General features: G+C 63.8%; 19 protein-coding genes and 1 pseudogene. 14 read left to right on the top strand and 6 right to left on the bottom strand.

Annotation, left to right across the window (positions count from 1 at the left end):
* Nucleotides 1-77: 77 nt before the first annotated feature.
* The 3 genes from ABI582_RS21985 to ABI582_RS21975 all read right to left on the bottom strand — a co-directional run bounded on the left by ABI582_RS21985 (nucleotide 78) and on the right by ABI582_RS21975 (nucleotide 3,504).
* Complete coding sequence (locus ABI582_RS21985; protein ID WP_442120252.1) at nucleotides 78-1,508, bottom strand: aldehyde dehydrogenase family protein; 1,431 nt, start codon at nucleotides 1,506-1,508, stop codon at nucleotides 78-80.
* A 13-nt stretch (nucleotides 1,509-1,521) separates the two neighbouring features.
* Entirely contained in the window at nucleotides 1,522-3,021 is a 1,500-nt protein-coding gene (locus ABI582_RS21980; RefSeq protein ID WP_442120251.1) for a purine-cytosine permease family protein, read from the bottom strand.
* Between the two features lie 93 nt (nucleotides 3,022-3,114).
* The gene (locus ABI582_RS21975) at nucleotides 3,115-3,504 is read right to left on the bottom strand and encodes a YybH family protein (RefSeq protein WP_338746043.1); all 390 of its coding nucleotides are present in this window, start codon (nucleotides 3,502-3,504) and stop codon (nucleotides 3,115-3,117) included.
* Nucleotides 3,505-3,624: 120 nt separating this feature from the next.
* Here ABI582_RS21975 and ABI582_RS21970 point away from each other — a divergent pair.
* The 8 genes and pseudogenes from ABI582_RS21970 to ABI582_RS21935 form a co-directional block, all read left to right on the top strand.
* Nucleotides 3,625-4,092: pseudogene (locus tag ABI582_RS21970) on the top strand (Fic family protein); the annotation flags it as partial.
* Nucleotides 4,093-4,340: 248 nt separating this feature from the next.
* Complete coding sequence (gene ycaC, locus ABI582_RS21965; RefSeq protein WP_016484856.1) at nucleotides 4,341-4,961, top strand: isochorismate family cysteine hydrolase YcaC; 621 nt, start codon at nucleotides 4,341-4,343, stop codon at nucleotides 4,959-4,961.
* A gap of 104 nt (nucleotides 4,962-5,065) precedes the next feature.
* A complete protein-coding gene (gene ppk2, locus ABI582_RS21960; protein WP_016501519.1) occupies nucleotides 5,066-5,884 on the top strand; it encodes a polyphosphate kinase 2 in 819 nt (272 codons plus the stop codon).
* A 36-nt stretch (nucleotides 5,885-5,920) separates the two neighbouring features.
* Entirely contained in the window at nucleotides 5,921-7,117 is a 1,197-nt protein-coding gene (locus tag ABI582_RS21955) for a monovalent cation:proton antiporter-2 (CPA2) family protein (RefSeq protein WP_442120250.1), read from the top strand.
* Nucleotides 7,118-7,155: 38 nt separating this feature from the next.
* Complete coding sequence (locus ABI582_RS21950) at nucleotides 7,156-8,253, top strand: AI-2E family transporter (protein ID WP_442120249.1); 1,098 nt, start codon at nucleotides 7,156-7,158, stop codon at nucleotides 8,251-8,253.
* A 3-nt stretch (nucleotides 8,254-8,256) separates the two neighbouring features.
* A complete protein-coding gene (locus tag ABI582_RS21945) occupies nucleotides 8,257-9,771 on the top strand; it encodes an efflux transporter outer membrane subunit (protein ID WP_442120248.1) in 1,515 nt (504 codons plus the stop codon).
* Nucleotides 9,768-10,856, top strand: coding sequence for an HlyD family secretion protein (locus ABI582_RS21940; protein ID WP_442120247.1), 1,089 nt, complete (start codon nucleotides 9,768-9,770; stop codon nucleotides 10,854-10,856). The genes ABI582_RS21945 and ABI582_RS21940 overlap by 4 nt, the downstream gene beginning before the upstream one ends.
* Nucleotides 10,846-11,868 carry a DUF2955 domain-containing protein gene (locus ABI582_RS21935; RefSeq protein WP_442120246.1) on the top strand — a complete coding sequence of 341 codons (1,023 nt, stop codon included), beginning with the start codon at nucleotides 10,846-10,848 and terminating at the stop codon, nucleotides 11,866-11,868. The genes ABI582_RS21940 and ABI582_RS21935 overlap by 11 nt, the downstream gene beginning before the upstream one ends.
* 26 nt (nucleotides 11,869-11,894) lie before the next feature.
* On the opposite strand, the gene ABI582_RS21930 is transcribed toward ABI582_RS21935, so the two are convergent.
* Nucleotides 11,895-12,839 (bottom strand): LysR family transcriptional regulator, encoded by a 945-nt coding sequence (locus ABI582_RS21930; protein WP_338746049.1) that lies wholly within the window; start codon nucleotides 12,837-12,839, stop codon nucleotides 11,895-11,897.
* 117 nt (nucleotides 12,840-12,956) lie between these two features.
* Here ABI582_RS21930 and ABI582_RS21925 point away from each other — a divergent pair, with 117 nt between their 5' ends.
* Nucleotides 12,957-13,805: a type 1 glutamine amidotransferase domain-containing protein gene (locus ABI582_RS21925; protein ID WP_442120245.1), complete on the top strand. Its 849-nt coding sequence runs from the start codon at nucleotides 12,957-12,959 to the stop codon at nucleotides 13,803-13,805.
* Nucleotides 13,806-13,821: 16 nt separating this feature from the next.
* Nucleotides 13,822-14,544 (top strand): SDR family oxidoreductase, encoded by a 723-nt coding sequence (locus tag ABI582_RS21920; protein ID WP_258655161.1) that lies wholly within the window; start codon nucleotides 13,822-13,824, stop codon nucleotides 14,542-14,544.
* 18 nt (nucleotides 14,545-14,562) lie between these two features.
* Here the strand turns inward: ABI582_RS21920 and ABI582_RS21915 are convergent, their stop codons facing one another.
* Nucleotides 14,563-15,486 (bottom strand): TIGR03571 family LLM class oxidoreductase, encoded by a 924-nt coding sequence (locus tag ABI582_RS21915; RefSeq protein ID WP_258911516.1) that lies wholly within the window; start codon nucleotides 15,484-15,486, stop codon nucleotides 14,563-14,565.
* Nucleotides 15,487-15,726: 240 nt separating this feature from the next.
* Here ABI582_RS21915 and ABI582_RS21910 point away from each other — a divergent pair, with 240 nt between their 5' ends.
* On the top strand, nucleotides 15,727-16,632 hold the full coding sequence (locus ABI582_RS21910) for a LysR family transcriptional regulator (protein WP_442120244.1): 906 nt from the start codon (nucleotides 15,727-15,729) through the stop codon (nucleotides 16,630-16,632).
* Nucleotides 16,633-16,672: 40 nt separating this feature from the next.
* Entirely contained in the window at nucleotides 16,673-18,190 is a 1,518-nt protein-coding gene (locus ABI582_RS21905) for a xylulokinase (protein WP_442120243.1), read from the top strand.
* 46 nt (nucleotides 18,191-18,236) lie between these two features.
* Here the strand turns inward: ABI582_RS21905 and ABI582_RS21900 are convergent, their stop codons facing one another.
* Nucleotides 18,237-19,169 carry a LysR family transcriptional regulator gene (locus tag ABI582_RS21900; RefSeq protein ID WP_442120242.1) on the bottom strand — a complete coding sequence of 311 codons (933 nt, stop codon included), beginning with the start codon at nucleotides 19,167-19,169 and terminating at the stop codon, nucleotides 18,237-18,239.
* A gap of 205 nt (nucleotides 19,170-19,374) precedes the next feature.
* On the opposite strand from ABI582_RS21900, the gene ABI582_RS21895 reads away from it, so the two are divergent.
* On the top strand, nucleotides 19,375-19,893 hold the full coding sequence (locus ABI582_RS21895) for a flavin reductase family protein (protein WP_258655168.1): 519 nt from the start codon (nucleotides 19,375-19,377) through the stop codon (nucleotides 19,891-19,893).
* Nucleotides 19,894-19,943: 50 nt separating this feature from the next.
* Nucleotides 19,944-20,927, top strand: a complete 984-nt coding sequence (locus ABI582_RS21890) for an ABC transporter permease (RefSeq protein WP_338746054.1) — start codon at nucleotides 19,944-19,946, stop codon at nucleotides 20,925-20,927.
* Nucleotides 20,928-20,968 lie beyond the last annotated feature (41 nt).

Genomic DNA, 20,968 nt, shown 5'->3' with positions numbered 1-20,968 from the left:
GCAATTTTCAAGGACAGCGCCGTACTTGTGGGAGCGGGTTTACCCGCGAATGGGCCGCAACGCGGCCCCTTGCGATATCAGCCGAGGCAACGGGTCACATGCTTGACCGATTGGTAGGCCGACAACCCCCAAGGCCCCAGTTCACGGCCGATGCCACTACCCTTGGTACCGCCCCACGAGGTTTCGACGAACACCGCCTGCACCGAGTTGATCCACACATGGCCAACCTCCAGCGCATCGGCCACGCGCTCGGCGCGGTCCAAATCGGCAGAGCAAACCGTCGCGACCAGCCCGAAGCGGCTATCGTTGGCCTCGGCAATCGCCTGTTCCTCACTGGCAAACCGGCGTGCACACAGCACCGGGCCAAAGATTTCCTCGGTCCACAGGCGGCTGTGTTTCGGCACATCGGTGTACAGCGTAGGGCTGACGAACCAGCCGTCGCGGTCCAACGCCTTGCCACCGGCCAGGCACTGCAAGCCTTCTTCCCGCGCCGTGGCAAAGTAGCTGGCCACCTTCAGCCACTGGGCCTGGCTGGTCAGCGGGCCCATGTCGACCTCTTCGGTCAGCGGATTGCCAACCCGCAGGTTTTCCAGTGCCGCCTGCAAGCGTGGCAGCAGCGCATCGGCGATACCGTCCTGCACCAGCAGCCGCGAGGTGGCCGAACACATCTGCCCCGCGTTCCAGCTGATGCCGGCGACAATCCACTCGACCGCCTGGTCGACATCGCAATCGTCAAACACCACGATGGCCGACTTGCCGCCCAGCTCCAGCGTCACCGGCCGGCACTGCGCCGACGCGCTGCGCATTACCTGGCTGCCGACGCTGTTGCTGCCGGTGAACGACAGTTTGTCCAGGCCGTTGTGGTTGCTCAGTGCGGCGCCAGTCTCGGCCTTGCCGTTGACGATGTTCAGCACCCCGGCCGGCAGGCCCAGGGCGTCGGCGATCTGGCCGTAGGCCTGTTCGATCAGCGGGGTGACTTCCGACGGCTTGAGCACCACGGTGCAGCCCGCAGCCAGCGCCGGGGCTAGCTTCCAGGCGCTGGTCACCAGCGGGAAGTTCCACGGCACGATCAGGCCGACCACACCCACCGGCTCAAGGCGAGTGCGCGCGGTGAAGCCTGGGGCGGCCAGTGGCACGTCGCGATTCTTGGCAGGCAGTTGCTCGGCCAGCTCGGCGTAGTAGCCGAAGGTGGCGATGGCGTCGTCCAGGTCGATCTCGGCTTCGTGCCGCGGCTTGCCGTTGTTGCGCATCTGCAAGGTGATCAACGCTTCGCGGCGTTGCCCGAGCTGTTCGGCAAAGCCGCGCAGGTAGGCCGCGCGTTCGCTGGCGCTGGTGGTTTTCCAGGCGGGCAGGGCGCTGCGGGCAGCGGTTACGGCCTGGTCGACCTGGGCCACGCTGGCAGCCATGAACTCGGCGAACGGTTGCCCCAGCGCAGGGTCGTTGACGCTGATGCAGTCGCTGCCTTGGCCTTCGACCCAGCGGCCGGCGATGTAGTGGGAATTGGTCATGGTCGGTTTCCAGTCAGGCCATTTCGGCAGTGGTCACAGGCGTGTGCGCGGTGCTTTTGCAACGCACCCAACGCGGGCCCTGGGGGCCATACACGCCAGCAGGTTCAGGGAACAGGTTGAGCAGCAGCAGGTACAGCACGCCAGCCAGCCCCAGGGTGACCGGCAGGCTCAGGTCGATGCCGCCAGCGAGGTCGCCCAGCGGGCCGACGAACTGCCCGGGCAGGTTGACGAAACACAGGCCGACCGCAGCGCTGGGGAGCCACGCCCCCATGCCGCGCCAGTTCCAGCCATGCAGGAACCAGTAATGGCCACCACGCTGGCCGCGGGTGAATACCTGCAGGTCATCGGCGTGGTAGAAGCCGCGGCGAGTGACAAGGCCGAGGATCATGATCACCATCCACGGGCTAGTGCAGGTGATGATGAGGACCGCAAAGGTCGACACGCTCTGCACCAGGTTGAAGGTGAAACGGCCGATGAAGATGAAGCCGATCGCCAGCACGCCTATCAGCAGCGTGGCGCCAGCGCGGCTGAGCAGGCGCGGGAACACGCTGGACATGTCCAGGCCGGTGCCATACAGCGCAGTGGTGCCGGTGGACATGCCGCCGATCACCGCAATCAGGCATACCGGCAGGAAGAACCAGCTTGGCGCCACCGCCAGCAGGCCACCCACATAGTTGTTGGCGGCGATGTAGTCCGGTGCCTGGGTCGCTACCAAAGTTGCGGTGCACAGGCCGAACAGGAACGGAATCAGCGTTGCGCCCTGGGCGGCAATTACCGCCAGCATGATGCGTGCCTTGGGCGTTTCACGCGGGATATAGCGCGACCAGTCGCCCAGGAAGGCGCCGAACGACACCGGGTTGCTCATGGCCAGGATCGCCGCGCCGACGAATGCCGCCCAGAAGCCTGCCTGGCCAAGGTTGACGCTGCCTGCGTAGCCGGCATCGAAAGGCCCGGCGAAGGCGACGATGCCCAGCAGGAACAGCAGGCTTGAAGCCCACACGGCAATCTTGTTGACCCACAGCATGAAGCGGAAGCCGAAGATGCACACCACCAGTACCAGCACCGCGAACAGGCCGTAGGCCAGGCCCAGGGTGAGGTCGGTTTCCGGCAGGCCGGCCAGGCGCTTGGCGCCGCCGACCAGGGCATCGCCCGAGCTCCACACTGACAGCGAGAAGAACGCCACCGCCGTGAGCAGCGACAGGAACGAGCCGACGATACGCCCGTGCACGCCAAAGTGTGCGCCCGACGACACGGCGTTGTTGGTGCCGTTAAGCGCACCAAACAATCCCATTGGCGCAAGAATCAGCGCGCCCACGCCAACGCCGAGCAGAATGGCCCACACGCCCGCCTGGAACGACAGGCCGAACAGCACGGGGAAACTGCCCAGCACTGCGGTGGCGAAGGTATTGGCGCCGCCGAAAATCAGGCGGAACAGGTCCAGCGGGGAGGCGTCGCGTTGATCATCAGGGATCTGTTCGACGCCGTTGGTCTCGATACCGGTCGAGTGGCTCATGGTGATGCTCCAGCGCGGTTGTTGTAGCCGGCGCAGTGCGCGGGCCTTCTTGTGGGTGCGATGGCAGGGCGGCAGGGCCGCGTAAAAAGGTGTTCAGGCCGGCGAGACGACCGACAGGTGCTCGTGGCAGGCCAGCCACTGGTCACCCTGGCGGCGGAAGACGATCGTCTCGCGCTCGCTCAACTGGTGTTCTTCGCCGGCGATGCGGATATGCGTGGCCACATCGTGCATGAAGATCGCCACGTCACCTTGCAGGCTCACGTGGGCATTGCCCGACTCGCAGGCAAGCACGGCAAAACCATCGGCCTGCCACTGGGCCCAGAGGTCTTCGTAGGCACGGCGCGACAGCAGCGGTTGCGGCAAGGTGTGGAAGAGGAACGTGGCGTCTTCGCTGAAGCAGGCGAAATAGCGGGCGGTGTCGTTGCTGGCGAACGCGGCAACGAGGTCGGCGGCGGCTTGGCGCACCTGAAGGGTCTGGTCCACGGGAGTGGCCTCACGGTTTTTGTGATTATGGTGAAGCGATTCTGGTGGTGGTTGAAGAGGGGACAAATCGCTGGAGGCAAATAATCAGTTCAGGAATTTGTGAAGTGATGGCAATGCTTCTTCGAATTCATCCACCCGTTTGCTGACGGCAACGGGCGCATGGGACGGCTATGGCAAACCCTTCTGCTTAGCCGGTGGCGACCAGCGATGGCCTACCTGCCGGTCGAAACCGTTATCCGTGAGCAGCAGGACGCTTACTACGCAGCGCTGGCTGCGGCTGACCAGGCTGCTGAAGCTACCCCGTTTGTCGAGTACATGCTTGAAGCGTTGCTAAGTGCGCTTGTAGAAGCCAAAGAGAGCGACCAAGTAACCGACCAAGTAACCGACCAAGTAGCGAATCTTCTCAAGGTGCTGCCCGCTGGTGTTGCTTTGAAGACAAGTGATCTCATGCATCAGCTGGGTCTCTCGCACCGTGCCACATTCCGCAAGAGTTATTTGCATCCGGCCTTGGCTGCTGGCTTGATCGAAATGACAGATCCAAATTCACCTCGCAGTCCCAAGCAGCAGTATCGTCGGGTTGCCAAGTAGGCTACGTCCCGCTCCCATTGAGATCTGCCTCAGTTATCCAACTGCCATCTCACAGCAGCGAATGTTCAGCCACATTTCTGCCATCTCCCCGTGCCTGATGCCCAAGGAAGACACAGTACCTTGTGGGAGCTGGCTTGCCGGCGATGAGGCCGATACTGGCAACAACAAGCGAACCGACTGACGGTCTGTCCCACCCTTGATCCTTGCCTACGCTGATACTCCCAACCCGCTGAAGCAAGGAGTTCACCGTGACCTTCCAATACAAGCGTCTGGACAAGAACAACGCCGCCGTCCTGCTGGTCGACCACCAGGCCGGTCTGCTCTCGCTGGTAAGGGACATCGACCCCGACCGTTTCAAGAACAACGTACTGGCGCTGGCCGACCTGGCCAAGTACTTCAAGCTGCCGACCATTCTCACCACCAGCTTCGAGACCGGCCCCAACGGCCCGCTGGTGCCGGAGCTGAAAGAGCAGTTCCCCGACGCCCCCTACATCGCACGCCCCGGCAACATCAACGCCTGGGACAACGAAGATTTCGTCAAAGCGGTAAAAGCCACTGGCAAGAAGCAGCTGCTTATTGCTGGTGTGGTCACCGAGGTGTGCGTGGCCTTCCCGGCCTTGTCGGCGCTGGAGGAGGGCTTTGAGGTGTTCGTCGTCACCGACGCCTCCGGCACCTTCAACGAACTGACCCGTGATTCGGCCTGGCGGCGCATGGAGGCGGCGGGGGCGCAGTTGATGACCTGGTTTGGCGTGGCCTGCGAGCTGCACCGGGACTGGCGTAACGACGTCGAGGGGTTGGGTACCCTGTTCTCCAACCATATCCCGGACTACCGCAACCTGATGACCAGTTACAACAAGCTGGCCAAATAGCGCCTCGTGGGGGCTGCAAGGCAGCCCCTCCCAATCTGCAAGCGAAGCGGCAAACCGTCATGAATCGACCATACTGACTCTTCATTCGCCTTCAGGAGAATGTCATGTCGAAGCCGTCCAGGAAGAAACCCACCCAGGAACAGCCAGAAAAACTGGGCGGCAAGGCGTACGAGAAAGCGCTCAAGCACCTGCATGTGGAGCTGGTGAAGTTGCAGGAGTGGGTGGTGGCCAAGGGGCTCAAGGTATGCATCGTCTTCGAAGGCCGCGATGGCGCCGGCAAGGGCGGCACCATCAAGGCCATTACCGAGCGCGTCAGCCCGCGGGTGTTTCGCGTGGTGGCGCTGCCGGCACCGACCGAGCGGGAAAAAACCCAGATGTACCTGCAGCGCTACCTGGGGCATTTGCCCGCAGCGGGCGAGGTGGTGATCTTCGATCGCAGCTGGTACAACCGTGCGGGCGTCGAGCGGGTAATGGGCTTTTGCTCCGACGAACTCGTCGACAAGTTCCTCACCGGTGTGCCCGTGTTCGAAAAGGTCATGGTCGAGTCGGGGATCATCCTCATCAAGTACTGGCTCGAGGTCAGCGCCGAGGAGCAGACCCTCCGCCTGCAGGATCGCATCAACGATGGCCGCAAGCTGTGGAAGCTTTCGCCCATGGACCTCAAGTCGTATACCCGCTGGGATGACTACACCCAGGCGCGTGACGACATGTTCGCCGCGTCGGATACCGCCTGGGCGCCGTGGTTCATGGCCCATTCCAACGATAAACGCCGCGCCCGGCTGAACATCATCAGCCATCTGCTCAGCCGGATTCCGTACAAGGACATCACCCGTGACCAGGTGGTGAAGCTGCCCAAGCGCGGCAAGATCGGCAAGTACAAGGCTGTGGCCTACCCGTTCAAGGTCGTCGAAGAACGCTTCTGAACCCCTCCCTGCGGGGAGCTGCGAGGGTAAGAGCTCATGCCACATGACGGCAGCCTGTTGCAGGCGACGGTGGTGTTCCTGCTGGCCGTGGTGCTTCTGGTGCCACTGGCGCAGCGTTTGCGGATGGGCGCTGTGCCTGGGTATCTGCTGGCCGGCATGCTCATCGGCCCCTCGGTGCTCGGCCTGCTGAACAACCCCGATAACGTGGCGCGCCTGTCAGAGATGGGCGTGGTGATGCTGCTGTTCGTCATTGGCCTGGAGCTATCGCCCCGGCGCTTGTGGACCATGCGCCGGGCGCTGTTCGGTGTGGGTACGCTGCAAGTGGGGCTGAGCGCCGTGGTGCTTGGGCTCCTGGCCTATTGGCTGTTCGACCAGTCGCGGCCGGCCGCCATCGTGCTGGGCGTGGGCCTGGCGCTGTCTTCCACCGCGTTTGGCCTGCAGGTACTGGCCGAGCGCAAGGACCTGGGCAAGCCCCACGGCCGCCTGGCTGTGGCCATCCTGTTGTTCCAGGACATCGCAGCCATTCCCTTGATTGCCGTGGTGCCGCTGCTCGGTGGCGATGTCAGCACTGCCGACGAAGGGGCCTGGCCGTTGCTGGCTGTGGCTGTGGGCATTGGTGTGCTGATTATCTTTGGTCGCTATCTGTTGACCCCGGTTTTCAAGTGGACGGTGGGTTCGGGCCTGCCCGAGCTGTCGACCGCCACGGCCTTGCTGGTGGTGCTGGGCACTGCCTGGTTGATGGAGCACGTGGGCGTATCGATGGCGCTAGGGGCATTTCTGGCCGGCGTGCTGATGGCCGAGTCGCCGTTTCGACACGAACTGGAAACCCAGATCGAACCGATCAAGGGCTTGCTGCTGGGGCTGTTCTTCGTGGGCGTGGGGATGAGCGCCGACCTGCACCTGCTGTTGGGCATGCCGCTGGCGGTGTTGGGGCTGACGCTGCTGCTGGTGAGCATCAAGCTGCCGTTGCTGTATGGCCTGGGGCGCATGGCCGGTGGCCTGAACCCGTCCCAGGCGTTGTGCCTGGGCGTGGTGCTGGCCTCTGGGGGCGAGTTTGCCTTCGTGGTGTTCAAGCTGGCGCGGGACCATCAGGTGTTGTCGCCACAGGTGCATGACTTGCTGGTACTGGCCATCACCCTGTCGATGGCCGTGGTGCCGTTGGTGATGATGGCTTTGGCGCGGCGGCTGCGCGACGTCCCCCCCGCGCAGGCAAACCCGGAAACGGACCCCTGAATCGAGACACACGCGAACTGAATGTTCGGAGGTGCAGCATGCAACCGGGTATCAAGCTGGACAGTGCGCTGTCGCGGGGCTTGCTCGATGTGTTGATCAAGGCTGGCCTGGTGGCTGCCTTGGTGATATTCGCGTTCGAGGTGTTCCAGCCGTTCCTTGAGCTGATGCTGTGGGCGGTGATCCTGGCGGTTACCTTGTACCCGTTGCATTGCCGCCTTCAGCGCCGTACCGGGCTCAAGCATGGCTATGCGGCGACGCTGGTGGTGCTACTGGTATTGGTGGTGCTGCTGGTGCCGATCTACCTGGTGGTAATGTCCATCGGCGAGTCGGTGGACAGCCTCGTGACGTTGCTAAAGAGCGGGGCCTGGAGCGTGCCGACGCCACCTGAGTCTGTGGCCGCCTGGCCACTGATCGGGCCGAAGGTGCATGCGCTATGGTTGGCGGCCTCCGAAAACATGGCCAGCGTACTGAATCAGTGGATGCCGCAAATCAAGGGTGCCGGGCTTACGGTGTTAGGCGCTGCGGCCAGCGCCGGTGCGGCCTTTTTTCTGTTCATCGGTGCGATCATCATATCCGGAGTCATCATGGCCTTCGGTGACCGCGGCGAAGTCGCCGCGCAGCGTATCGCCATGCGGGTATCGGGCGAAGAGCGCGGCAAACCTTTGGCCAAGTTGTGTACCGCCACCATTCGCGCGGTGGCGCAGGGCGTGATCGGCATCGCCTTCATCCAGATGCTGCTGATCGGCGTTGGCTTTGTGATCAAAGGGGTGCCCGGGGCCGGCATGCTGGCCATCGTCATCCTCATGCTGGGGATTGCCCAGGCCCCCGCCACCCTGGTCACAGTGCCGGTGATCATCTACGTGTTCAACGTCGAAGGTTTCACTGTGGCCACCATCATCTTCGCCATCTACACCTTTGTCGCCGGGCTGGCCGACAACGTGCTCAAGCCGCTGCTGCTGGGGCGCGGTGTGGACGTACCGATGCCGGTGGTGCTGATCGGGGCACTGGGCGGCATGGTGGTCAAAGGCATCATCGGCTTGTTCATCGGCCCGGTGATCCTTGGCGTAACCTACGTGTTGTTCTGGAAATGGGTTGCGCTGCAGGTGCCGGAGCAACCGGCACCACCTGCTGCCTGAGCCATGCCCAACTGCCGCTGTGGCCTGGGCCTGCTGATGGTGCTGGCCGGCTGCACCCAGGTCGGCCCGGATTTCGAAAAGCCCCAGGCGCCGTGGCTGGACGGCTGGAGCACGCCATTGCTGGAACAGGCAGGGCGTAGCGCCGCAACACCCGACCTGCGCCAGTGGTGGGCGGTGTTTGCCGACCCGATGCTGGACGCGCTGATTGCCGAGGCCGATGCCAACAACACCAACCTGCGTGTGGCTGGCCTGCGCATTGCTGAAGCCCGCGCCCAGTTGGCCATCGTGCAGACCGGGCGTTATCCACAGCTACAGCAGCTGAGTGCGCAGAGCCTGTACCTGAAGCAGAACCAGTCCGGCACGGCCACTGCGCGCGATTCGGTGTTCTGGCAATCCAGTGTCGGCGTCGACATTGGCTGGGAAATCGACTTCTGGGGCCGCTTCAGTCGCGCCATCGAAAGCGCCGATGCCGTTTACTTCGCCTCACAGGCCAACTATGCCGACGCCATGCTGCTGCTGCGTGCACAAGTGGCCGACACCTACTTTGCCCTGCGTACTGCCGAGGCACGGCTGGCAATCGCGCAAGAGAACGGCAAGCGCCAGGCGCGCAGCCTGCAGATCACCGAACGGCTGTTCCGCCATGGCGAAAATGACGAACTCGACTGGCAGCAAGCGCGCACTCAATACCTGGCGACCCTGGCCACCATCCCCGAATTCGAGAACCAGCTCAACGCCCTGCGCAACGTGCTGTGCTCGTTGCTGGGCCGCCCACCCGGGCCGCTGCCGCAGCTGGAGCCCGGCCATGGCCAGCTGCCGTTGCCAGACCGCGCAGTGCTGCAAGGCGTACCTGTCAGCCTGCTGCAGCGCCGCCCGGATATCCGCGCCGCCGAGCAGGCAGTGGCGGCGCAATCGGCGCTGGTCGGCGTGGCCCAGGCTGATCTTTATCCACAGCTGAGCTTGCTGGGCAGCATCGGCTGGAGCTTCGTCTCGGCCAGCCACCTGCCCAATACCTTCGACATCGCCGCCGGGCCCAGCCTGATCTGGAACCCGTTCGACTACGGCCGGCGCAAGAACGCGGTGCGGGTAGAGGATGCCCGCTTGCAGCAACTGATCGAGCTGTACCACCAGGGCGTGCGCGAAGCCGCCCGCGAGGCCGACGATGCTGCCAGCGGGTTGGTGCGCTCGCTGCAGAGTGCAACCATTCGCGACCAGGCCTCCCAAGCTGCGCAACGCTCGCTGGACCTGGCCAGCTCGCAGTACCGCGAGGGCTTCGCCGACTTCCAGCGCGTGCTCGACGCCCAGCAACTGCTATTGCAACAACAGGACGGCTACCTGGTCAGCCGCGGTAATGCCGTCAGCAGCCTGGTGACCTTGTACAAGGCCTTGGGCGGTGGCTGGGACGCCAGCCGCGCACCGATCGACCCGGCCACGCGTCAGCAGATGCAACAACGTACCGACTGGGGCGACTTGCTCGACCCGCCAGCCCCCACCGCACATGCACAAGGTGAAAGCCAATGAGCGACACCACGCCCCCGTCAGCCCCTGATCGCGGCATGCGCTGGGTGCTGCTGCTGATCGCCGTGAGCCTGCTCTGGTACCTGTTGGCCGACCGCTTCACGCCATACACCCAGCAGGCGCGCCTGCAGGCCTACGTGGTACCGGTGGCCGCCGAGGTGGCAGGGCAGATCAAGCGCGTGGCAGTAGGCAACAACCAGGAAGTGCGCCAGGGCGATGTGCTGTTCGAACTCGACCAGGAGCAGTACCGCATTGCCTTGGCCCGCGCCGAAGCAGACCTCGATACGGTGCGCCGGCAGATCGGCGCCAGTACCGCCGGCATCGATTCGGCCCAGGCAGCGCTGGTGGCCGCTCAGGCCAACGAGCGCAAGGCGCGGCAGGATGCCGAGCGGCTCAAGCGCCTGATCGATGAGGACCCCGGCACGGTATCGGTGCGCCGCCTGGAAGGCGCCCAGGCCACCCGCGACCAGGCCATGAGCCAGGTGGCAGCGGCCCGTGCCGAAGTGCAGCGCGCCCGTGAGCAGCAGGGCGGGGCGCAAGATGACAACGCCCAGTTGCGCAGTGCCGCGGCCAATGTGGAAAAGGCCCGCCTGGACCTTGCTCGCACCGTGGTGCGCGCCGATGCCAACGGGCTCATCACCGACCTGCGCACCGACGTTGGCCACTATGTTGGGGCGGGTAGCCCGATGATGACCCTGATCAGTATCCATGACGTGTGGATAAGTGCCGACATGACCGAGAACAACCTCGGCCGCCTGCGCCCCGACACCCCGGTGTTGGTGGTGCTTGATGCATTGCCCGGTACCGTGTTGAAGGGGCGTATTCGCAGCATCGGCTACGGCGTGAGCGTGGGCCAGGGCACCCCGCCGGGCACATTGCCCACCGTGCAGAACAGCCGCGAGTGGCTGCGTTCGGCCCAGCGCTTTCCGGTGGTTGTCGAGCTGGAGCGTGATCAGCTGCCGGACAAGCGCGGGCTGCGGGTAGGCGGGCAGGCCGAGGTCATGGCGCTGCCCAGCGAAGGCAACCCGCTGAACCTGCTCGGCCGGCTGTTCATGTGGCTGATGAGCTGGTTGTCCTATGCCTATTGAGGTGCGCCGCTTGCGTGCCCTGCGCCTGGCCTGGGGTGTGGCGCTGTGCCTGGCGGTGAGTTTTGGTATTGGCTTGCCGGTGCCGATCCTGGCACCGGTGTTCGCCGTGCTGTTGCTGGCCATGCGCAGCCAGCCACTGCCTCTGCGTGCGGCACCGGCACTGGCGGTGCTGGTACTGCTCGCCTGTGGCAGCGGGCTATTGCTGGTTCCGCTGTTGCGTCACGCGGCGGTGAGCGGGGTGTTGCTGGTGGGCGTAGGCGTTTTCCTCACCTTGCGCTACGCGCTGAAGGGAGGCAACGGCCTGCTGGCGAACTTGCTGGTGGTCGGCCTGACCATGATCGCGGCCGCCGGCACCAGCGACTTCATCTTGGCGCTGTCGGTGGTCGAAGCGCTGGCCAAAGGCATGCTGCTGGCAGTGCTGGGCACGGCGCTGGCGCATGTGCTGTTTCCCGAACCTGCTGGTGCACCGGCGCAACCGGTACCACCGCTGCTGGGCAGCGAGCATGTCAGCTGGGTGGCATTGCGCGCCACGCTGATCGTGATGCCTGCGTTTCTGCTGGCGTTGATCGCCCCTGACCAGTACATGCCGCTGATCATGAAGGCAGTGAGCGTGGGGCAACAAGCAGGCGAAACCCGCGCTCGGCACGCCAGCCGCGAGTTGATCGGCTCGACCTTGCTTGCCGGCTTGCTGGCGATCCTGATGTGGGGCGCGTTGGGCCTGTTCGTGCACCTGTGGATGTTCTTCCTCTGGGTGCTGCTGTTCGTCCTGTGGCAGGCGCGGCGGCTGTATCAGGCGGTGCCCAACCGGCAGAGCCCGGCGTACTGGGTCAGTTGCCTGACCACCCTGCTGATCCTGCTGGGGCAGTCGGTGCAGGACAGTGCGGGTGGGCAGGATGTGTACAAGGCGTTTGCGGTGCGCATGGCGCTGTTTCTGGCGGTGTCGGTGTATGCCAGTGTGATGCTGATCTGGTTTGACCGGCTTCGGCATCGGCGTGGGCTACTTCGCGGTTAACCCCGCAAGCGGCCGGCACAGGAAATTCAGGGCTGCCGATCAACCCCACCTGCCGCGCCCACATGCCCTGCATCCACTCCCGCGGTCAGCAAAGAATCGATCAGCGCCCTGCTGGCCACCGACAGCTGGCGATGTGGCGGGTAGATGATCGAGAAAGGCCGGCGGGCACCTTCGTATTCTTCCAGCAAGCGCACCAGCCGGCCTTGCTGCAGGCGTTCGGCGACTATGAACTCGTACGTCTGGCAGATCCCTACACCTTGCTCGGCCAGCGAGATGCAACCCAGCACATCGTCCGCCACCACCGGATTGCCCTGCGGAACGAACAGCAGTTCTTCCTCACCTTGGCGGAACTGCCAAACGCCTGGCCTGCCATTGCTGGGCATGATGAACGGCAGGCAGTTGTGTTCAGCCAGCGCTGCCAGTGATTGCGGCTTGCCGGCACGCGCGAGATAAGCGGGCGCCGCCACCAGGCATAGCCGAGCCTCCTCCAGCCGACGCGCTACCAGGCTGCTGTCCGGCAGGTCGCCAAGGCGAATAGCCAGGTCATACCCTTCGGCAACCAAGTCGACATTCCGGTTGGTGATGTTCAGTTCTACCTGCACTTTCGGATAGCGCAGGGCGAAGGCTGCCAGCATGGCCGGTAACCGGTGGTGCCCATAGGTGGTCGGCGCGCTCAGGCGCACACGGCCCTGGACCTCGCCATGGCCGCTCAGGGCTCGCTCTGCGCTGGCGATCTGCTGGAACGCAGCGCGCGCCTGCTCGACGTATTCCAGGCCACTGTCGGTCAGGCTCAGGCGACGCGTGGTGCGGCGTAGTAGCTGCACCCCCAGGTGCGCCTCAAGCCGGGAAATCGCCCGACTTACCACCGACGGGGTGGTGGCCAGGGCCACTGCTGCCGCACTGAGCGAACCACGCTCGACCACTTCCAGCAGCGCCTCGACATCGCCCAGGTGACCAAATCGTCGCGCCATCTTGTTCTCCAAAGCAAAAATGCTTTTCCACAGGCCCAATTTATCGCCTGCGTGATCATGAATAAAGTACTGATCAGTGCACGGCATCCGGCTTGTGCCTGAATGGGAGGGAATGCTGTGGGCACTTATCAACGACTGGCCCTGGCTGCCGTCATCGGCAGTGCGAGCTTGGGCGCGCATGCCGCCAACGTACTTGTCGTGCTGTCTGACGAGAGCCACCTGGAGCTACGTGATGGCAAGGCCTTCGCGACCGGCTTTTACCTCAACGAACTGCTGGAACCGACCAAGACGCTGCTGGACGCAGGCCATCAAGTCACCTTCGCCACGCCACTCGGTCGCGCGCCGACGTTGGACCGCAGCTCGGCCGCTGCCCAGTACTTCGGCAACGACCCGAAGCAACTGGCGCAATACCAGGCGCTGCTGGACCAGCTGCAGCTAACTTCTGCGGAGCATTCGCCGGTGATCAGCCTGGCCCGTGTCGAGCAGATTGGCTACGGTCAGTTCGATGCAGTGTATGTGCCTGGCGGCCACGCCCCTATGCAAGACCTGCTCGCCGACCCGGCCCTGGGGCGTCTGCTTCGCGCTTTCCACGCCGAGGGTAAAACCACCGCGCTGGTCTGTCACGGTCCCATCGCTCTGCTCTCGGCGCTGGACCAGCCGCAGGCACTGATCCAGGCACTGGAGGCCGGGAAGCAGACAGCGGCGCCCGAGGACTGGATTTACTCCGGCTATCGCATGACAGTCATCAGCAACCAGGAGGAAGAACAGGCCAAGGGCCTGCTCGGCGGTGGGCAGATGAAGTTCTATCCACAGACCGCCCTGGAGCGCGCGGGCGGGCAGTATCAGAGCAACCCGTCGCCGTGGGCGCCTAACGTTGTCATCGACCGCGAGCTGATCACTGGGCAGAATCCGGCGTCAGCGGCCCAGGTGGGCCAAGCCATATTGCATCGTCTGCAAAAACACTGACCAGTAGAGGTATGCCATGACCCAACGTACTTTTCTTGTTACCGGAGCCAGCAAGGGCATCGGCCGGGCAATTTCCGAGCAACTGGTCGAGGAGGGCCATCAGGTCGTTGGCATCGCTCGCCAGGCCGGGGATGTCAGCTTTCCCGGCGAACTGATCGCCGCCGACCTGAGCGACGCAGGGCGTGTGAATGCGCTGCTGGCGGACTTGACCAGGCACTATGCTTTCGATGGCCTGGTGAACAACGTCGGCCTGGTCCGTCCCCAGCCGTTGGGCGAAATCGACCTGGCAAGCTTCGACGAAGTCATGCGGGTCAACCTGCACCCCGCGTTGCAGGTAACCCAGGCGCTGCTGCCCGGCATGCGCGAACGCGGTTGGGGCCGGGTGGTGAACATCTCCAGCCTGACCGTACTCGGCATCCGCCAGCGCACTGCCTACGCGGCTGCAAAGGCAGCGCTGGTGAGCTTCACCCGCAGTTGGGCGCTGGAGCTGGCGCAGACAGGCATCACGGTCAATGCGGTTGCGCCAGGGCCGATCGAGACTGAGCTGTTCCGCGCTGGCAACCCGGCGGGTAGTGCAGGCGAAGCCGCTTATATCGACGCGGTGCCGATGGGGCGGCTCGGACAGCCACACGAAATCGCTTCGGCAGTGACCTTTCTGCTGGGCGATCGCAGCGCTTTCATTACCGGGCAGACAATCTACGTGGATGGTGGCGCATCGATCGGGCGCAGCGCTCTTTGATGCCAGCGGGCCAGCCGACTAGCCATGGAAATGCGGTAGGACAAATGCTCCCAACTCCTCCAGTGTTTCGTCCAACGGGCGTCGGTTGTGCCGCAAATGCAGACCGATATGCGCCACGCCTGCTGCGCGCATGGCCTCGAGTTCGGCAATCAGCCCCTGGCGCCCGACCTTGCAGCCAAAGCGGTGACGCTGAAGTGGCGCTTCGGGGTTTTCGTCCAGGTCCAGGTGAATGAACGACACGTACGGCTTGTCTCCCGCCACCTCACGCCACACCCCGGCGCGGTGCACGTGCTCGGCCGGGGTGCCGGGGTAGGCCAGCCAGCCGTCCAGGTGCTCGCCGACCCAGGCCGGGCTCTGCTGCGCCAGCCCCGCCACCAGCAGCGGTAGGGCGTGGCGCGGCCTCGGGAGTACTTCGACACCGGCCGGCAGATCGTTGCTGCGCCATTCGCGCAGCAAGGTGATGTGCTTGCGAAACGCCTCGCCACGGCTGTCGAAATCGCGGCCGAACAAAGGGTATTCCACGGGCCGGTCACCACTGGCCACCCCCAGCAGCAAACGCCCGCCACTGAGCAGGTCGACGCTGGCAGCCGCCTTCATGGTCAGTAACGGTTCGCGAATCGGTAGCACCACCGCCGCAGTGCCGAGCAGGATGTTGCTGGTCACCCCAGCCAGGAAGCCCAGGTAGGTGAACACCTCGAACACCTGTGCCGCGTCACCGAACTGTGGGTCGTACAGGGGCACGTCGCGCACCCAGAGCGCGCGAAAACCCAGGCGATCGGCGAGCGTGGCCAGGCGTGCGTGGTCGGCTAGATCGGGTACCCCGAACGGCGTACCTGCTCGTTGCCGAGCCTGCTCGCGCACGCGGTTCCAATCGTTGTCCAAGGGCAGTTCGAGGCCGATGCTCAGGCCTCCCGGGGCAAGTTTGTGCAGGGTAGGGTTCATGGCTGGGATCGCAAGGCAGGAAGTAACGTTCAGCCTAAGGCAGCTTCAGGTGGTGCAGTAGCCTCGAATAATTCATATCTGTTGTGACTCAGGTTCGTGCATGTTTCTGAGGGCTATCGATTCTGTTGAAAGGGCTATGCCCATTTTTCAGTCTCCTCGAAAACAGTTTTCACCATTACCCGCCTGCTCAGCCTTCGCACCGCACGTTAACCTTTCCCTATTTGTGCCCAAGGATCAGCAATGGCCCGACTTGATATCAACCGCTCCGGTGAACTGGAAGTATTCGTGCGCGTGGTTCAGGCCGGGAGCTTCTCGGCGGCGGCGCGGGACCTGCGTATCACGCCTTCGGCGGTGAGCAAGCTGGTCGCACGCCTGGAAGGACGGTTGGGGTCGCGCCTGTTCAACCGCTCGACCCGCCAACTGAGCCTGACGTATGAAGGTCGCGCTTACTACGAGCGTGGTGAAGGTCTGCTCGCCGATCTGGACGAACTGGAGCGCAATGTTGCCTCCCAGGATGCGCCACGAGGACGGGTGCGCATCAATGCCAACATGGCCTTCGGTTATCACTACCTGTTGCCGCTGGTCCCACTGCTGATCGAGCACCTGCCAGAAGTGAAGCTCGATCTGATACTGACCGACGAGGTGGTCGACGTGGTCGGTCAGCGCACCGACATCGCTGTGCGGGCCGGCCCCATGAAAAGCTCCAACCTGGTCGCTCGCAAGCTTGGCCACACGCGCATGGTGATCGTTGGCGCGCCAGGCTATCTTCAAGCTCATGGTGTGCCGGATAGCCCCGCTGCACTGCAGCGCCACAACCTGCTGACAGCCAACTATGCACGAGCCTTCAATGGCTGGCCGCTGCAGGACGGTGGTCAGGTGATCAAGGTGGTCACCGCCGGCAACGTTCAGGCCAGTGATGGCGAAGCCTTGCGCCGCCTGGCACTGAATGGCACAGGGCTGGCAAGGTTGGCCGCGTTCCGGGTGCGCGAGGACATCGCCGAAGGGCGTCTGCTACCGGTGATGGAGGCGTACAACCCAGGCGATCTGGAAGAGGTCCATGCGGTATTCGTAGGCCAGGACGGCTACGTGCCGCTGCGGGTTCGCGCGGTGCTGGATTTTCTCGTCGAGCACGTGCACGTCAAATGACGGTGGCCCTGCTCCGGTCACTTTGGTCGAGGTGCGCAACGTGAGCAGCCAGGCGATTCTCGTGGGTGTCGATCTGGGTACCTCCAGCACCCGGGCCGTAGCCCTTGACGCCCAGGGCACAGCGCGTGGTGTCGCGCGTGTGGGCAATGTACCAATGGCGCGACGGGCCGGGCAGGGCATGGTACGGGAAGGGTTTCTCGAGGCGCCACTGGCGGCCATTCGGCAAGCACTTGACCAAGCCCGCGCGAGCCCTTCGCAGGTCGTCGGGATCGCATTGACCGGGCAGATGGCCGGACTGTGCGCGGTGGATGCCCGGGGAGGACCCGCCACCTCCTGCGATGCATGGCTCGACCTGACCTGCGCCTCGAGCGTGACCTTGCTGCGCCCCCATGAAGCGCAGATCGTGGCGCGCTCGGGCAGCCAGCTGATCGCCAGCCATGGCGCCAGGTGGCTGCAGATCCGCCAGCAACAGCCAGATCTCTACAAGCGCTTGTGCAAGTTGGCGGTTCCTTTTGCTCTGGTGGCCGGGCGGCTGTGTGGGCTGGCCGGGCAAGCGGCTTTCATGGATACCACCTGCCTGGGGTTCAACTGTTTTGCCGATGTTGCCGCTGGCGGATGGAACCTTGACCTGGTCCGGACCCTGGAGCTTGACCCGGCGCACTTGCCGCGCGTCGTGGAGCCGTGGGAGCGGATGGGTGGCTTGGCCCGCGACATGTCCCGGGCGCTAGGCCTTCTACAGGGCACGCCGGTCTTCGCCGGGTGCGGCGATGTTGCCGCGACTTTGCTGGGCAGTGGCGTATCAATGCCGGGGCAGCTGGTAGACATTGCTGGCACCGGCTCTGTGTTCTGCGCCGTACGCGGCGACTTCAGCGTCGACGCTCAGCGCCACACATTGCTGACACTGCGTCATTGCATACCGGGCCTTTACTACAGCGCCGGCTATGTCGGTGGCGGCGGTTTGTGCTGTGACTGGCTGGAGTCGCTGCGGGCTGAAGCCCGCCCGCCTCAGGATGTCAGCGCGGCATTGCGCGAACTCACACAGGTGCCACCGTTGTTGTTCGTACCGCACATGGGGGGGCGTCACTTGCCGTTGTTTGCCGATATGCGCGGTGCCTTTGTCGGCCTGACCTGGCAGCATGGCCTGGCTGACATGCAACGGGCGATGGTCGAGGCCACCGCCTTCGAGTACGCCAGCTTTCTCGAGGCCATGCTGGCCACAGGCCTGAGGCCCTTGGATGGCGGTGTGCTGGTGGTAGGCGGGGGGGCCTCGAGCGCAGTGTTCAACCAGATCAAGGCCGACGTGCTAGGGCTGGCCTATCGTCGCCACGGGGTATTCGAGGCCGCTGCACAGGGGGCGGCACTGTTGGCTGGCCACGGCGCTGGGGTTTTCACTGACCTGCGCAAGGCTGCCGGGCAGGTGGCGGGGGCGGTGACCGGCTTCACGTTGCCGGACCAGTCAAGGCACGTGTTGTACCAGCAGCGGCGGGAAGTGTACGGCCGGATGCTGGATGCGCTGGGGCCAGTGTTTCGGGACATGGCCAGGCTGGCAAGTATGTGAACCGGTGAGGGCTGGCCTCATTGCGGTTGCAAACTTTCTTGAATGCTCAATGTGCTGCCGGCCTGAGCAGGTGGCGCGCAGGTGTTTCCAGTTCGTTGAAGTAACGCACAGCGAAATCGACGAACGCCCGTACCCGCTGCGGCAGTTTCTTGCCACCTTCGGTCAGCAGGTGGAAGCCGGCCGCCGGGCAACTGAAATCCTCCAGCAAGGGGACCAGGCGTTGCTCCTGGATATCTTCGGCAACCTCCCAGACAGACTTCCAGGCAATCCCCAACCCTTGCAGCGCCCACTGGCGCAGGGTGAAACCATCGTTGACCAGGCGATTACCCCTGACGTGTACCGAAAAGGTTTCTCCTTCACGCGTGAAACGCCACTTGTCCTGTGGGAAATCCGCCTGCAGATGGATCAGGCAGTTGTGCTCCAGCAACTGCTCCGGGAGCTGCGGCGTACCATGGCGTGCCAGGTAGTCGGGCGAGCAGCAGACAATGCGACGGTCGCCGCCCAACGAACGCGCCACCAAGGTGCTGTCGGGCAGGTTGCCATAGCGTATCGCGATGTCCGAGCCGGACTCGACGAAATCCAGCAGTCGGTCGGTAAAGAACAGCCGCACGGTCACATGGGGGTGCTCCTCGACGAAAGCGTCGACCAGGTGGCTGACCCACTGGCGGCCCAGGTCGGTGGGGCAGGTCACGCCGATCGTGCCACGCAATTGCGCGCTACCACCACGGATGACGCTGTCCAGCGCCTCCACGTCCTCCAGGATCTTCTGCGCCGACTCAAACAGGTACAACCCTTCCGCAGTAGGGCTCAGGCCACGTGTGTTGCGCTTGAGCAGGCGAAGACCGTAGAACTCCTCCATCGCCTTGAGGCGGCCGCTCATGGCCGCCGGCGAAAGGCCAAGCTGACGCCCAGCCATCGACAATGAACCGCTTTGCACCACCAGCCTGAAAAGCCGTAGGTCCTGGAGCCTGTCTGCCACGGCGTCACCTCGTTGTTGTGATTGCGTGCAAGGGCATCATTTTTCACGCCTGCTTAAAGCTTGGCAATGTAATGGCTTGGCGGCGGCCAATACAGGGGGGAGGCTTTCAAGTTAGCTGAAAAGTCATTCCGGGAAAATCGAATACTTGTCGGGCCGGAACGCTCCTTAACATGGCAACAGGCTCAATGCTAAGAGGAGTTGAATGATGTCTGTTGCATCGAATCAAACCACCCACGGCAATCAGGACGTCGCCGAACTGTTTCGTGGCGCCATGGGGCGTTTCGCCTCATCGGTCACCTTGGTCACCACTGTTGACGAGCACTGCTGCCCGCACGGCCTGGCCGCCACCGCGTTCTCCTCGGTTTCAATGGACCCTGCCTCCGCGCTGGTCTGCGTCAACCGGAGTTCCAGCGCTTCACCAATCATCAAGCGATCCGGGCTGTTCTGCGTGAACATGTTGCAGAAGGAGCATGAGGCCCTGTGCGCCATCTTCAGCAAGCCTGAGCTGCGAGACCGGCGTTTCGTCGACGGCGACTGGGCTGTAGGCGTCAACGGCCTGCGCTACCTGGCCGATGCCCAGGCTTCGATCTTCTGCGAAGTCGTCCAGGAGGTGGAATACGGCTCTCACACCATCTTCATTGGCAATGTCGTCAACGTCATGACCCAGTCGCTGGAGTCGCCACTCGTTTACATGGGTGGGCGCTTCAGGGAGTTGGCCGCCTGACAGCAATCAAAGCTCGTACCCCTCAAATAAATACAAGAAGTGGTGTTCGTATGTATGGCTTCATTTCCAAGGTCCGCCTGATTCCGCCTTCACTCAAGCTCAACGCCCAGGCGTCGGGCATTACCGGCCCGTTGCTCGGCCTGGTCCTGCTGTGCGTGGTACTCAGCCTGACCACCGACGCGTTTCTCACCTTGAGCAACCTCCTCAACGTCCTCGACCAGGTGACCGTGCTGGGCATCATGGCCCTGGGCATGACCCTGGTTATCCTGATCGGCGGCATCGACCTGTCGGTCGGGGCGGTGCTGGCCGTGTCGATCATGGTGATGAGCTGGGCCGAGCACGCCATGGGGCTGCCCATGGGCTTGGCGATTGGCGCGGCGCTGCTCACCGGCGCAGCCTGCGGTGGCGTGACTGCGTTGCTGGTGGTGCGCGCCGGCTTGCCTTCGTTCATCGCCACGCTGGCAATGATGTCCGTTGCCCGTGGCCTGGCCTACATGGTCACCGACGGTACGCAGATCAGCGGCTTCCCGGAATGGTTCGGCAACCTTTCCATCATCCGCTATGCCGGCGTGGTTTCGCTGACGGTGGCCTGTTTCGTGGTGTTGGCCCTGCTGTTCTGGTTCGTGCTGCGTTTTACCGTGGCCGGGCGCAGCCTGTACGCCATCGGTGGCAGCGCCAAGGTGGCCAAGCTGTCCGGCATTCGGGTCAGGACCCATACCGCCATTGTCTACGTGATCTGCGGCATCACCGCCGCCCTTGGTGGGGTCATCCTCACGTCACGCCTTGACACTGCTGGCGCTGGCGCCGGTGTCGGCTATGAACTGGATGTGATCGCTGCGGTGGTGATCGGCGGCGGCAGCCTCAAAGGGGGGGCTGGCAGCGTGGCCGGCACGCTGGTTGGCGTCCTGATCATCGGCGTGCTGCGCAACGGCTTGAACCTGGCCGGCATCTCGCCCTTCGTCCAGCAGGTGATCATTGGTGCCGTCATTGCCGCAGCAGTGATGCTTGATGCCATGAAGCGAAAGACCACCTAACCCCACATCAGCCTTTGACAATCAGAACAATTCTGGAGGCG

Origin of the sequence: Pseudomonas sp. SAS7 (assembly GCF_052112345.1) — a bacterium.
Lineage (GTDB): Bacteria > Pseudomonadota > Gammaproteobacteria > Pseudomonadales > Pseudomonadaceae > Aquipseudomonas > Aquipseudomonas putida_Q.
The sequence above is the reverse complement of the archived record's forward strand: the minus strand, read 5'-3'. Positions and strand labels throughout refer to the sequence as shown.